Source organism: Mesorhizobium terrae (assembly GCF_008727715.1).
Lineage (GTDB): Bacteria > Pseudomonadota > Alphaproteobacteria > Rhizobiales > Rhizobiaceae > Mesorhizobium > Mesorhizobium terrae.
The window spans coordinates 1,843,978-1,856,043 of the sequence record NZ_CP044218.1 but is presented as its reverse complement, the minus strand read 5'-3'; the positions used below and the strand labels follow the sequence as shown (position 1 = coordinate 1,856,043).

At 65.3% G+C, this 12,066-nt stretch carries 15 protein-coding genes; 8 read left to right on the top strand and 7 right to left on the bottom strand.

What is annotated here, in order from left to right; genetic code table 11:
- Positions 1-45: 45 nt before the first annotated feature.
- Complete coding sequence (gene dnaQ / locus FZF13_RS10105) at positions 46-756, top strand: DNA polymerase III subunit epsilon (RefSeq protein WP_024923287.1); 711 nt, start codon at positions 46-48, stop codon at positions 754-756.
- A 78-nt stretch (positions 757-834) separates the two neighbouring features.
- On the opposite strand, the gene secB is transcribed toward dnaQ, so the two are convergent.
- Both secB and FZF13_RS10095 read right to left on the bottom strand, forming a co-directional pair.
- Complete coding sequence (gene secB, locus FZF13_RS10100) at positions 835-1,323, bottom strand: protein-export chaperone SecB (protein WP_024923288.1); 489 nt, start codon at positions 1,321-1,323, stop codon at positions 835-837.
- Between the two features lie 107 nt (positions 1,324-1,430).
- On the bottom strand, positions 1,431-1,913 hold the full coding sequence (locus FZF13_RS10095; RefSeq protein ID WP_024923289.1) for an FxsA family protein: 483 nt from the start codon (positions 1,911-1,913) through the stop codon (positions 1,431-1,433).
- Positions 1,914-2,112: 199 nt separating this feature from the next.
- On the opposite strand from FZF13_RS10095, the gene FZF13_RS10090 reads away from it, so the two are divergent.
- From FZF13_RS10090 to FZF13_RS10075, 4 genes are read left to right on the top strand one after another with little or no spacing between them, the layout of a single operon-like run.
- Entirely contained in the window at positions 2,113-2,823 is a 711-nt protein-coding gene (locus FZF13_RS10090) for a Tim44/TimA family putative adaptor protein (RefSeq protein WP_024923290.1), read from the top strand.
- 15 nt (positions 2,824-2,838) lie between these two features.
- Positions 2,839-3,945, top strand: a complete 1,107-nt coding sequence (mltA, locus tag FZF13_RS10085; protein WP_024923291.1) for a murein transglycosylase A — start codon at positions 2,839-2,841, stop codon at positions 3,943-3,945.
- Entirely contained in the window at positions 3,942-4,472 is a 531-nt protein-coding gene (locus FZF13_RS10080) for a Smr/MutS family protein (RefSeq protein WP_024923292.1), read from the top strand. The genes mltA and FZF13_RS10080 overlap by 4 nt, the downstream gene beginning before the upstream one ends.
- On the top strand, positions 4,469-4,834 hold the full coding sequence (locus FZF13_RS10075; RefSeq protein ID WP_024923293.1) for a helix-turn-helix domain-containing protein: 366 nt from the start codon (positions 4,469-4,471) through the stop codon (positions 4,832-4,834). The genes FZF13_RS10080 and FZF13_RS10075 overlap by 4 nt, the downstream gene beginning before the upstream one ends.
- A gap of 34 nt (positions 4,835-4,868) precedes the next feature.
- On the opposite strand, the gene FZF13_RS10070 is transcribed toward FZF13_RS10075, so the two are convergent.
- The 4 genes from FZF13_RS10070 to FZF13_RS10055 form a co-directional block, all read right to left on the bottom strand.
- Entirely contained in the window at positions 4,869-6,461 is a 1,593-nt protein-coding gene (locus FZF13_RS10070; protein WP_024923294.1) for a peptide chain release factor 3, read from the bottom strand.
- 174 nt (positions 6,462-6,635) lie between these two features.
- A complete protein-coding gene (locus FZF13_RS10065) occupies positions 6,636-7,550 on the bottom strand; it encodes a hypothetical protein (protein WP_024923295.1) in 915 nt (304 codons plus the stop codon).
- Positions 7,551-7,563: 13 nt separating this feature from the next.
- Entirely contained in the window at positions 7,564-8,361 is a 798-nt protein-coding gene (locus FZF13_RS10060) for a MerR family transcriptional regulator (RefSeq protein WP_024923296.1), read from the bottom strand.
- Positions 8,362-8,429: 68 nt separating this feature from the next.
- On the bottom strand, positions 8,430-9,536 hold the full coding sequence (locus tag FZF13_RS10055) for a DNA alkylation repair protein (protein ID WP_024923297.1): 1,107 nt from the start codon (positions 9,534-9,536) through the stop codon (positions 8,430-8,432).
- Positions 9,537-9,705: 169 nt separating this feature from the next.
- On the opposite strand from FZF13_RS10055, the gene FZF13_RS10050 reads away from it, so the two are divergent.
- The 3 genes from FZF13_RS10050 to FZF13_RS10040 all read left to right on the top strand — a co-directional run bounded on the left by FZF13_RS10050 (position 9,706) and on the right by FZF13_RS10040 (position 11,124).
- Positions 9,706-10,017: an ArsR/SmtB family transcription factor gene (locus FZF13_RS10050; protein WP_024923298.1), complete on the top strand. Its 312-nt coding sequence runs from the start codon at positions 9,706-9,708 to the stop codon at positions 10,015-10,017.
- Positions 10,014-10,493 carry an SRPBCC family protein gene (locus FZF13_RS10045; protein ID WP_024923299.1) on the top strand — a complete coding sequence of 160 codons (480 nt, stop codon included), beginning with the start codon at positions 10,014-10,016 and terminating at the stop codon, positions 10,491-10,493. The genes FZF13_RS10050 and FZF13_RS10045 overlap by 4 nt, the downstream gene beginning before the upstream one ends.
- 241 nt (positions 10,494-10,734) lie before the next feature.
- Positions 10,735-11,124 carry an SRPBCC domain-containing protein gene (locus FZF13_RS10040; protein WP_024923300.1) on the top strand — a complete coding sequence of 130 codons (390 nt, stop codon included), beginning with the start codon at positions 10,735-10,737 and terminating at the stop codon, positions 11,122-11,124.
- 85 nt (positions 11,125-11,209) lie between these two features.
- Here FZF13_RS10040 and FZF13_RS10035 read toward each other — a convergent pair whose 3' ends face one another.
- Entirely contained in the window at positions 11,210-12,013 is an 804-nt protein-coding gene (locus tag FZF13_RS10035; protein WP_024923301.1) for a class II glutamine amidotransferase, read from the bottom strand.
- Positions 12,014-12,066: the final 53 nt, after the last annotated feature.

Below are 12,066 nucleotides of genomic sequence, written 5' to 3'. Positions count from 1 at the left end.
GGCATCCCTCCCCGGAGAGATGATATGGGCCGCGGAGCGTCTGTGATGCGCGAGATCATCTTCGATACAGAAACCACCGGCCTCGACGCCCGCGAGGATCGCATCATCGAGCTTGGCGGCGTCGAGCTGGTCAACCGGTTCCCGACCGGCCGCACCTTCCATAAATTCATCAACCCGCAGGGCCGCGCCATCAATCCCGAAGCCGAGGCGGTGCACGGCATCAGCGCCGCCCAGCTGGTCGGGCAGCCGAACTTCGCCGAAATCTGCGCCGAGTTCCTGGAATTCGTCGAGGACGCCAAGCTGGTCGCGCACAATGCCGGCTTCGACATGGGTTTCATCAACGCCGAATTCGGCCGTCTCGGCTACCCGGCGATCGGGCCCGAGCGCGTGGTCGACACGCTGGCGCTGGCGCGCCGCAAGCATCCCATGGGCCCCAATTCGCTCGATGCGCTGTGCCGTCGCTACGGCATCGACAACAGCCACCGCACCAAGCACGGGGCGCTGCTCGATTCCGAACTTCTGGCCGAAGTCTATGTCGAACTGATCGGCGGCAAGCAGGCCGCACTTGGCCTGGATGCCGCTTCGCAGGCCAGTCGTCGCGGTGCCGGACGGGCGGCGGTGGCGCCGCGACCGGTCCCGCTGCCGCCGCGCCTGACCGAGGCCGAACGCGAGACGCACCAGCGCATGGTCAAGACGCTGGGCGAGAAGGCGCCGTGGCTGAAATTCGACGGCGGCAAGGCCGAGGCCGCCGAGTAAACCTTGGGCAGCCTGCCTGAGGGCACAAAAAACCCGGCGCGAGGCCGGGTTTTTCAATTCTGCTTTGGCGACAGCTGATTAGCTGACCAGCACCTTGGAAGCGGCCTGATCCTCGGCCAGCTTCTGCTGGAACATCTGCGCGAAGTCGATCGGGTCGAGCATCAGCGGCGGGAAGCCGCCATTACGCGTGGCGTCCGAGATGATCTGGCGCGCGAACGGGAACAGGAGCCGCGGGCATTCGATGAACAGGATCGGCAGCATGTGCTCCTGCGGGAAGCCGGCGATGTTGAAGACGCCGCCATAGACCAGCTCGACGTTGAACAGCACTTCCTTGTCGAAGGAGGCCTTGGCGTTGAGCGTCAGATGCACGTCGAACTGCGCGTCCGAGAGCGGATTGGCGTTGACGTTGACGCTGATGGCGATGCCCGGAGCCTTGTCGCGGCCGCGCAGCGAGTTCGGCGCGCCGGGGCTTTCGAACGAAAGGTCCTTCACATACTGGGCCAGAACGTTCAGCGTCGGCTGCGCTCCGTTGCCGTTGCCAGCCTGCGCTTCATTGTTGTCGGCCATGAGCCATATCCCCTTGCTGGGCCGCTCGGCCCCAATTGAAATCGGGGCGTTGGCTATCACGGCAGGCGCGCCAAGACAAGATTTGCCGCCTGTTCAATCAGCCCCGCTCATTCGTCCTTGAGGCGGCGCCAGGGCGAATCGGCATTGGGGCCGCGCGAAAAGTCCTCGGCGTCGAGATCGATGGTCTTGTCGCGACGACGCTGGCCGAAGCCGCCCTGACCGAAGGACGAGACCACGGTGACGCGGCTCTTGAGCAGGCGCCAGGCAAGGTCGCGCACCGGCGGCAGCAGGAAAACCAGCCCGATGATGGACGTGATGAAGCCCGGCACCATTAAAAGCAGCGCCGAAAACACGGTCATGGCGCCATGCGCCAGCGGCCGGCTCGGGTCACGGCCGGCGTCGATCTCGGCGCGCGCCGTGGCCATGGTGCTGAAACCCTGGCGTCTAAGCAGCATGCCGCCTAGCATGGTCGAGGCCAGCACCAGCGCCACCGTGGCCAGCGCGCCGACCTGCTTGCCGACGATGACGAAGCCGGCGATCTCCATCAACGGCAGCGCCAGCAGGAGGAAAGGAACAAAGGAAAGACGCACAATTCGCCCGTTTGTTGTATGTTTAGCCATGGCGACCAATCGCCGCTGGCGTTCACTATATCAAATAGGTATGCGCCGCTTGCGTTTGAATGATGGCGCGCCACGTTCTATATGGTTTTATAGTTTGACGATCAGTCGCGAAATGGAGGCGCGGCCGGTTGAGTAGATTGGCCGCTTCGAGGATTGATTGGCGCAAGACATGGCATTTTTCGACTTCGGCACGATTTTCTTCCTGGTTGCGGCGATCGTGATCTTTTTCCAGCTGCGTAACGTGCTGGGCCGCCGCACCGGCAGCGAGCGGCCGCCCTTCGATCCCTATACGGCCGGGCGTTCGCGCGACAAGGATTCGGCCCAGGCGCAGGAGAACGTCGTTTCGCTGCCGCGCAAGCGCGCGCCGGGCGATGCCCCCGCGCCCGACGTCTATGCGGCGATCGATGCTTTCGCCAAGCCGGACACCGACCTCAACAAGGGCCTGCGCGCCATCAAGGACAACGACACCAGCTTCGAGCCGAAGGGTTTCGTCGACGGCGCCAAGATGGCCTACGAGATGATCGTCATGGCCTATGCCGACGGCGACCGCAAAACGCTGAAGAACCTGTTGTCGCGCGAGGTCTATGACGGCTTCGTTGCCGCCATTTCCGACCGCGAGGCCAAGTCGGAAAAGATCCAGTCCTCCTTCGTCGGCATCGACAAGGCCGACATCGTCTCGGCCGAGATGAAGGGTTCGGAAGCGCACATCACGCTGCGCATCGTCAGCGAGCTGATTTCGGCGACCCGCGACAAGGCCGGCACCGTCATCGACGGCGACCCGGAGACGGTTGCCGAGGTCAAGGACGTCTGGACGTTCGCCCGCGACAGCCGCTCGCGCGATCCGAACTGGAAGCTCGTCGCCACCGAGGAAGAAGACTGAGCCGGAGCCGCGCCGGTGCCGTTGTCGCCCCTCCTTTCGGCGCGCTCCTATGACGATCTGCCCGGCTGGGCAGACGACGACCACCTCGCCGCCTTCGAAGCCTTCCGCCGTTCGGCATTCCATGTACCGGTGAAACCCTACCGCACGGGCGCGCTCGGCATCGATTTCACCGCTTTCCATCAGGCCTATGAGGTGGCGCGCGCGAAGCCGCCGACGGACCGGGCCGCGGCCCGCGCTTTCTTCGAAAACCATTTCGCGCCTGTCCATGTTGCCGCCGAAGGCGATGGCGGCGGTCTCGTCACCGGCTTCTACGAGCCGGTGGTGGAAGCCTCGCCGGTGCGCACCGAAACCCATCGCTGGCCGCTTTTGGCGCGCCCAGTCGACCTGATCGACATCGACGACACCAACAGGCCTGCCGGCATGGACCCTTATCTGGCCTTTGCCCGGCAAACGGCGGCCGGGCCGGTGGAATATCACGACCGGGGCACGATCGAGCGCGGTGCGCTGGCCGGCCAGGGGTTGGAAATCGCCTGGTTCGCCGACAAGGTCGATGTCTTCTTCATCCATGTGCAGGGCGCCGCCCGCCTCAACATGACCGACGGGCGGCAATTGCGTGTCACCTATGCCGCGAAATCCGGCCAGCGTTTCACCGGGCCGGGCCGCGTGCTGATCGATGCCGGCGAAATTCCCTTCGAAAAAGTGACGATGCAGTCGATCCGCGCCTGGTTCAAGGCGCATCCGGAGCGCGTCGACGAAATCCTGTGGCAGAACCGCTCCTTCATCTTCTTCCGCATCGCGGCCGTCGACGATGCCGGGCTTGGTCCGGTCGCCGCGGCCAAGGTGCCGCTTTCCGCCGGCCGCTCGGTGGCGGTGGACCGGCTGTTGCACACATTCGGCACGCCTTTTTATATTGATGCGCCGACGCTGACGGCATTCGGCGACGGACCGTTCCGCCGGTTGATGATCGCGCAGGACACCGGCTCCGCCATCACCGGCCCGGCGCGCGGCGACCTGTTCGCAGGTTCCGGCGACGCCGCCGGCGAGATCGCCGGCGTGGTGCGCAACCAGGCCGATTTCTATGCGCTGGTGCCGCGCGCCCTGCTCGACGGGGCGGCGGGATGAGCCGGCGCGCCGAAAAACCCCTGTCGGAAGAGGATCGGGTTCTGTGGAACCTGGTGGCGCGCTCGGCCAAGCCGCTCAAAGGCAAGGCCACGCCCGAATTGCCGGAACTGATCGCGCCACAGGCACCGCAGCCCGGACCGGTTCCCGCTGCAACGACCATTGCCACGCCGGCCAAGCCGAAGGTTCAGGCGGTGCGGCATGTGCTGGACGAGCCGACGCTGGACAAGCTGTCCAAGGGCCGCTTGCCGATCGAGGGTCGTGTCGACCTGCACGGCATGACGCAGGACGAAGCCTACGCGCTGCTGTTCTCCTTCCTGCACCGCGCCCATGCCGGCGGCGTGCGTTATGTGCTGGTCATCACCGGCAAGGGTTCTTCGTCCGGCGGCGACGGCGTGTTGCGCCGTTCCGTGCCGGCCTGGCTGTCGACACCCGCCTTTCGGCCGCTGGTTTCCAGCCATGATCATGCCGCCCGCCATCACGGCGGCGGCGGCGCGCTTTACGTGCGCCTGCGGCGGGCGCGGGCATGACCCCGCTCGGCGAGCGCATTCGCGTGCTGCGCGAGGAACGCGGCGTCAGCCAGAAGAACATGGCGGCGGCGATCGGGGTGAGCGCTGCCTATCTGTCGGCGCTCGAACACGGCAAGCGCGGCGTGCCGAGCTGGACGCTGATCCAGAAGATCATCGGCTATTTCAACATCATCTGGGACGATGCCGAGGATTTGCAGCGGCTGGCCGAAAGCTCGCACCCCAAGGTCAGGATCGACACGTCGGGCCTTTCCCCCGCCGCCACCGAGCTCGCCAATCTGCTGGCTGACCGTATCGGTAAGATGAACGACGCCGATATCGGGCGCGTCACCGCGCTGGTGCGGGACATGGCGGGAAAAAGATGATCACTTACCCTTCCCCACATGGGGAAGGTAAACGCTACGCCGCCTTGTCGCGCACCTGATAGTCCTTGATCGCGGCGAAGCGGATCGCTTTCCAGCGCTCGGCCTCGTAGTTCAGCGAGAATTCGTGCTGGGCGAGGAACACCGGGTCGTTGTCGAGATCGCGGGCAATGTCGCCGCGATGCGCTTCGACGAAGCGCGTCAGGTCGAGCTTGTCGTCGGCGTCGATCCAGCGGCAGATCGAGAAACGCGACATCTCGAAATCGACCGGCAGCGAATATTCGACGTTGAGACGTTCCTTCAGAACGTCGATCTGCAGCGCGCCGACCACGCCGACGATGGCCGGTGAGCCGTCTTCGGGCTGGAACAGCTGCACGACGCCTTCCTCGGCCATCTGCTGCAGCGCTTCTTTCAGCTTCTTCGCCTTCATGGCGTCGCCGAGGCGAACGCGACGCAGGATTTCCGGCGCGAAGTTCGGCACGCCGCGGAACAATATGTCCTCGCCCTCGGTCAGCGTGTCGCCGATGCGCAGCGTGCCGTGGTTGGGGATGCCGACGACGTCGCCGGCATAGGCCTCGTCGGCGGTTATGCGCGAGCGGGCGAAGAAGAACTGCGGCGCCGACAGCGACATCGGCTTGCCGGTGCGCACGAGCTTGGCCTTCATGCCGCGCTTGAGCTCGCCCGAGCAGACGCGCACGAAAGCGATACGGTCGCGGTGGTTGGGGTCCATGTTGGCCTGGATCTTGAAGACGAAGGAGGTCATCTTCTCTTCCGTCGCCTCGACCTTGCGGGTGTCGGCCTCCTGCGCGCGCGGCGCCGGGCCGAAAGCGCCGAGCGCCTCGATCAGGTCGCGTACGCCGAAATTGCGCAGCGCCGAGCCGAAATAGACCGGGGTCAGGTGGCCCTGGCGGAAGGCTTCCAGGTCGAACGGCCGGCAGGCCTCGCGCGCCAGCTCCAGCTCCTCGATGAAGGCCGGGCGGTCATTGTCGGGCAACAGGCCGGCGGCGCGGTTGGAATCCGGGCCGTGCACGGGCGTGCGCTCTTCTTCCTCGTCGTTGCGGCGCACCGCGTTCTCGGCCAGGTGATAGGTGCCGGCGAAGGTCTTGCCCTGGCCGATGGGCCAGGTGATGGGCGCGGTGTCGAGCGCCAGCTTCTGCTCGATCTCGTCCAGGATCTCGAACGTGTCGCGCGCTTCGCGGTCCATCTTGTTGACGAAGGTGATGATCGGGATGTCGCGCAGGCGGCACACCTCGAACAGCTTCAGCGTGCGCGGCTCGATACCCTTGGCGGCGTCGATCACCATGACCGCCGAATCCACCGCCGAAAGCGTACGGTAGGTGTCGTCGGCGAAGTCCTCGTGGCCGGGCGTGTCGAGCAGGTTGAAGACGTTGTCGCCATATTCGAAGGTCATCACCGAGGTGACGACGGAGATGCCGCGCTCGCGCTCGATCTTCATCCAGTCCGAGCGGGTCTGGATACGGTCCTTCTTCGCCTTGACCTCACCGGCCAGCTGGATGGCGCCGCCGAACAAAAGCAGCTTTTCAGTCAGCGTGGTCTTGCCGGCGTCCGGGTGCGCGATGATCGCGAAGGTGCGGCGGCGGGCCACCGCCTTTTCGATGGTTTCGGTCATTTTTTCAGGAATTCCGTTCGTTGCGCCGGCTTCTACCAGCGACAAACCCGCCTGTCGAACGGAAACGGCGGCCAGCGCATGACCCAGAAAATCGGAATCGATCTTCGGAAAGGGTCATGCGCCGACTCAAAATGTCAGAGCGTCCTTTGCGCGTCCAAAAGGACGCGCGGCGTTCTAGAGGACCGCGCGCAGCCGCTCATAGGTCGGCGCCAGCTTCAGCAATTGCGTGGCCGCCGTCTTGTCGTCGCCGACCACCAGCGGGTGCTGCAGCGAGCCGATGAGGCGGGCTTGCCCGGCGGCGATCGCTGCCGCCTCCGTGCGGCCGATACGCGCAAGGCAAGTCGCGGCATCGTTGGCGCGGCGGGCGCCGACGCGGATGGCGAAGTGGATCATGTGGCCGCGCAGGCCGTCGTCGCAGCCCGCTTCGATCATGCCGGCCAGCCGTTCCGCCGCCGCGCCGTTGCCGAGGCTGCCCTCGGGCATGCCGGACACGCCTTCCATGGCAAGCCAGCGTCTTGCGGCCGGCAGCGACGCCTCGATCATCTCGGCCTCGTTGCGTTCGGCGACGCGCCGGAACGCCGTCCGCATCGCATAGGGCGTGCCATAACTCAGCGTCTTCGCAGCCCAGGCGGTCATGAAGTCGGCCAGCGGCAGGGTCGCATAAGGATAGCCCTGCGGATCGTGCATCAGCACGCGCTCCCCATCGACCTCCAGCACCACGACATAATGGTCTGCCTCGATCGGGCCGCGCATGCCCGGCTGGTGGTGCAGATGCCCCATTTCGAGCGGACCGACCCAGGCCGGACCGTTGGCCAGCGCCGCCTTCAACCGGGCAAGCGCGTCGTCGGCCGTGCCGCGGCCGGAGACCTCGGATGTCCAGCCCAGCGCGTTGAGCGTGTCGTCGAAACCTTGTTCGGGGTCCCAGCCATAGGGGTCGAACAGGGGCAGCTTGCCGCCGATCAATTGCATGCCGAACGGGCTCGACGTGGCGAATTCGATCACGGCGACGGAGGGCGCCGCATCGCCGAACATCATGGCGAAGGAGTTGGCGTAGCAATACGGGCCGGAGCCGACATAGTTGACATGCATGCGTTGGGTTTCCTCAGGAACTGATTGGATAGGCGATGTCGAAGCGCGCGCCATCGCTGCCGGGATAGGTCTCGGACGGGCTGTCGGTAGCGGCGAGACCGTTGCGTTCGATCCACGCTTCGAGCGCGTCGTAGACTGCAAGTACCAGCGGAAAATCCTCGTGGCCCGCCGGCACCGGCACGAAGGCCTCGCGCCGTGCCGGCAGCAGCCGGACATGCAGGTCGCCGACCGGTTCGACCGGCCCCTCGCAGGCGATCGCGACCTCCACCCAGCCTTCGCTGTCGCGGGTGGTGAGATCGTGATGGTGCACGCTCATCGACCCGTCATGGGCGAAGCCTGAAGCGGCAAGATGTGCGCGGATGTCGGTCTGCGCCTGTGCCATATAGGCGTCGAGATCAATGGTCGTCGCTAGCCGCCGGCGGCCGACGATCTTGGTGGCGGGAACGTCACGCAGCGCGATCGACAGTGCCGGTCCGCCGAAATCGGCCTGGCGCACCATCGCCTCGACCAGGTCGGCGTGACCGGCAAGGCGTTCGCCCTGTGCCTCCAGCCAGGTCCGCAATTCCACTGCGCGCGCCTGTGGTGAAAGGTCGAGCAGGGCCGCGATGCGCGCCACCGGCAGGCCGAGCTGGCGCAGGCGGGCGATCAACCTAGCGCGCGGCGCCTGCTCCGGCGCGTAGTAGCGATAGCCGGTCTGCGGGTCGACATGGGCAGGCACCAAAAGGCCCTGCTCGGCATAGAGCCTGAGCGCCTTGGGCGAAAGCCGGGTGGCCGCGCCGAAGCGGCCGGCAAGCAGATGGGGACGGGTCATGGCGCCTGTCTAAGGCTTGCCCCAAGGGCGAGGTCAAGCGCTCATCGCGGGCGTTTTTCGACCGTCGGTCAGAGTGCGAGATCGAAGCCGCCGGTCGCCAGCGTCTCGCCATTGACGATCAGCTCGACGCGGTGATGACCGGCATGGTGCTTGCGCGTGGTGAAATCGCGCACGGTCTGGCCGATCGAAAATTCGGCGCCAGCGCCGGGCGCCAAGGCGATCTCCTTCAGCTTGAACACTTTCTTCGATGCCGTGCCGGCCTTCTTCACATAATGGACGGCATAGTCGACCACGAGTTTCTGTTCGGTCGCTGCGCTGGAGACGAGGCGCGCGTCGAGCTGGATGCGCTCGCCGAGACGGATCGCCGCCGGCGTCACCGAAAAATGGCCGATACGCACCTCCGGCTTGCCGGTGGTGCCGATCAGCGCCAGCGCACGCGGCTCGCCCTTCTTGATCATGGTGCGCAGCGCGTGCCTGACGATCCAGGCGGTGTGGGCATTGCCCATGTCCCAGGCCGAGACCTGCGCGATCACCCGGTCTGGATTGTCCTTGGTGATGTCGTTGAGGTGGTTGGCCACCGATTTTCGCACATAGAGGCTGGGGTCGCTGTTCAGCGCCTCCAGGATCGGCGCGGTCGGCGCCGGGTCGGCGATCAGGTTCTTGAGGTTGAACGACCATGGCAGGCGCGGCCGCGAACCTTCGCTGGCCAGGCGCCGCACATGCTCGTTGTCGTCCTCGGCCCAGCCAACCATGACGGCAAGCGTGCGTTCGAAATCGCGGGCGAGGAAATGGCGGATGGCGAATTCGGCCGAGCCATAGCGGGTGAACAGATGCAGCGCCCGCATCGACAGGTCGAAATGGTCCTGCCCGTAGAGTGCGACGAATTCCGGCAGCACGATCGAGGCGAAGCCGTGGTTGATGCGCGGCGCCAGCGCGGTCAGCACCTCAAGCGCTTCGCCATAGGAGCCGGGCAAGGTGACATGGAAACTCACCGCCGTCTGCCGCAGCCGTTGCATGATGCCAAGCGCGTCGAGATTGTCGGTGGCGAGTGCCAGGAAACGTTCGGCGTCGAAACCGGGAGAAATGGCCGCTGTCTCGGCGGCGAAATGGCCAAGCCGCGCGCGGTCGAAAATCTCTTTCAGCGCTGGCGCGGCCTGGGTGGCGGTGTTGTCCATATGCTCGTCCTGTTCTGTCCCGTCAGCCCTGACGAATCGTGGCGGCACGCTACACCAGCCTGCTGTCAACGGACTGTCAGGAGCTTTGACCGGCGCGCGGCTCTACAGCACAAAATGGCGAGACCTGCATCATTCTTGACTAATCATCAGTTTACACTTATGATTAGTTATGACTTATGATTACGCGCAGATAGCCGCTCTGGCCGACCCTACCCGGCGGACCATCTTCGAAAGGGTGGCGCAGCGGCCCTGCTCGGTGGCCGAGATCACGCGCACGCTGCCGGTGTCGCAATCGGCGGTGTCGCAGCATCTCAAGGTGCTCAAGGAGGCGCAGCTGGTACGCATGCAGCCCCGGGGCGCGCGCAACATCTATCACATCGACCCGGCCGGTCTCGGCCGCATGCGGGCCTGGCTCGACCGGCTCTGGGGAGACGCGCTCGACGAATTCAAGCTCAAGGCGGAAATGGAGGACCAGACATGACAGCCACGATTTCACCGTCGCCGGTGCGCCGTTCGGTCACCGTCAAGGCAAGCCCGGCGCGGGCTTTCGAGGTCTTCACATCGGGCTTTTCGAGCTGGTGGCCAAAGACCCACAGCATCGGCACCGTCCCGCTCAAAACGGCGACCATCGAGCCCCGTGCCGGCGGGCGCTGGTACGAGACCGGCGAAGACGGCAGCGAATGCCCATGGGGCGATGTGATTGCCTGGGAGCCGCCGCAGCGCATCGTCCTGGCATGGCGTATCGGCACGGACTGGAAATTCGATCCCGATCTCCTCACCGAAGTCGAGGTCAGGTTCGTTCCCCTCGCCAGCGGCGGAACCCGCGTCGATCTCGAACACCGGCTGCTTGAAAACATGGGTCCGAAGGCCGAGGAAACGGCCGTGATGCTCGATTCCGAAGGCGGTTGGGGCGGCATCCTCCTGGGCTTCGGCGCCGTGCTCGACGCTACGGCTTGACGCGATCCGAACTTTGCGAACAAACGGCCCGCCATCGTTTGCGGGCCGTTTGTTGTCGTTGACCGCCATAACCGACAGGCGGATAATATCCGCAAAGGCGTCGATCATTCGACGCCGCTCCACAGCGCCGCGCGTCCCTTCGGACGCCCAAAGCACACTGTGGACGTCGAGTTGTGCATGACCCGTTCGGAGAACCGATCCCGGTTTTTTGGGTCATGCACCAGCGATCCAGGAGGTCGCTATGACCATCCATCAGGAAGTTCATTTCAAAGGCACGCCGAAGGACATCTACGACCTGCTGCTCAACTCCGCCCGCTTCCAGGCAATGACGGGCGGACGCTCGGCTCACATCTCGACGCATGAGGGCGGCGAGGTGTCGATGTTCGGCGGCGACATCGAAGCCCGAAACGTCGAGCTGGTGCCCAACCGCCGCATCGTCCAGACCTGGCGCTCGCGCGCCTGGCCCGAAGGCATCTTTTCGATCGTCCGCTTCGAGTTGCAGGCCGATGGCACCGGCACCAGGCTTGTCTTCGACCAGAACGGCTATCCCCAGGCTACCCATCATATGCTCGAAGACGGTTGGCAGAAGATGTACTGGGGGCCGATGAACCACGCGCTGAAGCATCACTAAACGAAAGTGTCGGCTTCCATCTCGTTGGGTTCCTGTAAGTCCATGCGCCGGTAGCCCAGGCGAGCGGAAGGCAGGCGGTCGCCGCTTATTCGGCCGCGACAGGACGTCTTTCCGAGACCGGCGCGAAAGGCCGGATGACGATGTCGGCCCTGGTCATGACGACGAAGCTGGATGGCGGCACCGGCTGCCATTCGGCGTTTTCGCGGTCAAAGGGTTCGGAGACGATGCAACGGCCCGTGCCGTCGCGAAACGACGAGGTGTAGAGCGTCGGCGCCGTCGCGTCGGTGGCGTAACGCACCGCAAACAGCGTCTCGCCGTCGGAAAAAGCGGCGGTGAGTTTCAGCGCCGGATCGATGCCGGCACGCCGCGCCGCCGAGACCACCCGGGCGGTCGCGCGTTCGAGCGCGCCTTGCGGGTCGTCGTCCAGCCCCTCGTCGATCATCAGGTGAAAGAACAGCTCGGAATCGGTGGTGCCTTCGAGCTGGTCGTAGAGCGCGTCGGGCAGCGTCGCTTCCAGGGCGCGGCGGATGCGTTCGAAGCCGCCGATCTGGCCGTTGTGCATGAACGCCCAGCGGCCTGACACGAAAGGATGGCAGTTGGCGCGGCTGGTGGCGCCGCCGGTCGAGGCCCGCACATGCGCCAGGAACAGGCCGGAACGGATCTGCCGGCACAGGCTTTTCAGGTTCGGGTCCGACCAGGCCGGCAGGATGTCGCGATAGAGGCCGGGCTCGGCGCGGCCGCCATACCAGGCAAGGCCGAAACCGTCGCCATTGGTCGGCGACTTGGCCTCCTGCGCGCAATGGCTCTGGGCGATCAGCGAATGGCATGGCGCGGTGACGATGTCTTCCAGAAAGACTTCCTCACCGAGATAGGCCGCCCATCGGCACATTCTGCTCAGCGTCCTTCAGGCGCCAGGTTCGGGAGGCTCGAAGCCTCCGGCAG

What these genes read in the sequence shown, in the direction of transcription:
- FZF13_RS10035 (WP_024923301.1), bottom strand. Translation starts at nt 12,013, where the DNA reads ATGTGCCGATGGGCGGCCTATCTCGGTGAGGAAGTCTTTCTGGAAGAC.
- FZF13_RS10040 (WP_024923300.1), top strand. Translation starts at nt 10,735, where the DNA reads ATGACCATCCATCAGGAAGTTCATTTCAAAGGCACGCCGAAGGACATC.
- FZF13_RS10090 (WP_024923290.1), top strand. Translation starts at nt 2,113, where the DNA reads ATGGCATTTTTCGACTTCGGCACGATTTTCTTCCTGGTTGCGGCGATC.
- FZF13_RS10055 (WP_024923297.1), bottom strand. Translation starts at nt 9,536, where the DNA reads ATGGACAACACCGCCACCCAGGCCGCGCCAGCGCTGAAAGAGATTTTC.
- FZF13_RS10080 (WP_024923292.1), top strand. Translation starts at nt 3,942, where the DNA reads ATGAGCCGGCGCGCCGAAAAACCCCTGTCGGAAGAGGATCGGGTTCTG.
- FZF13_RS10060 (WP_024923296.1), bottom strand. Translation starts at nt 8,361, where the DNA reads ATGACCCGTCCCCATCTGCTTGCCGGCCGCTTCGGCGCGGCCACCCGG.
- secB (WP_024923288.1), bottom strand. Translation starts at nt 1,323, where the DNA reads ATGGCCGACAACAATGAAGCGCAGGCTGGCAACGGCAACGGAGCGCAG.
- FZF13_RS10050 (WP_024923298.1), top strand. Translation starts at nt 9,706, where the DNA reads ATGACTTATGATTACGCGCAGATAGCCGCTCTGGCCGACCCTACCCGG.
- FZF13_RS10045 (WP_024923299.1), top strand. Translation starts at nt 10,014, where the DNA reads ATGACAGCCACGATTTCACCGTCGCCGGTGCGCCGTTCGGTCACCGTC.
- FZF13_RS10070 (WP_024923294.1), bottom strand. Translation starts at nt 6,461, where the DNA reads ATGACCGAAACCATCGAAAAGGCGGTGGCCCGCCGCCGCACCTTCGCG.
- FZF13_RS10065 (WP_024923295.1), bottom strand. Translation starts at nt 7,550, where the DNA reads ATGCATGTCAACTATGTCGGCTCCGGCCCGTATTGCTACGCCAACTCC.
- FZF13_RS10075 (WP_024923293.1), top strand. Translation starts at nt 4,469, where the DNA reads ATGACCCCGCTCGGCGAGCGCATTCGCGTGCTGCGCGAGGAACGCGGC.
- dnaQ (WP_024923287.1), top strand. Translation starts at nt 46, where the DNA reads ATGCGCGAGATCATCTTCGATACAGAAACCACCGGCCTCGACGCCCGC.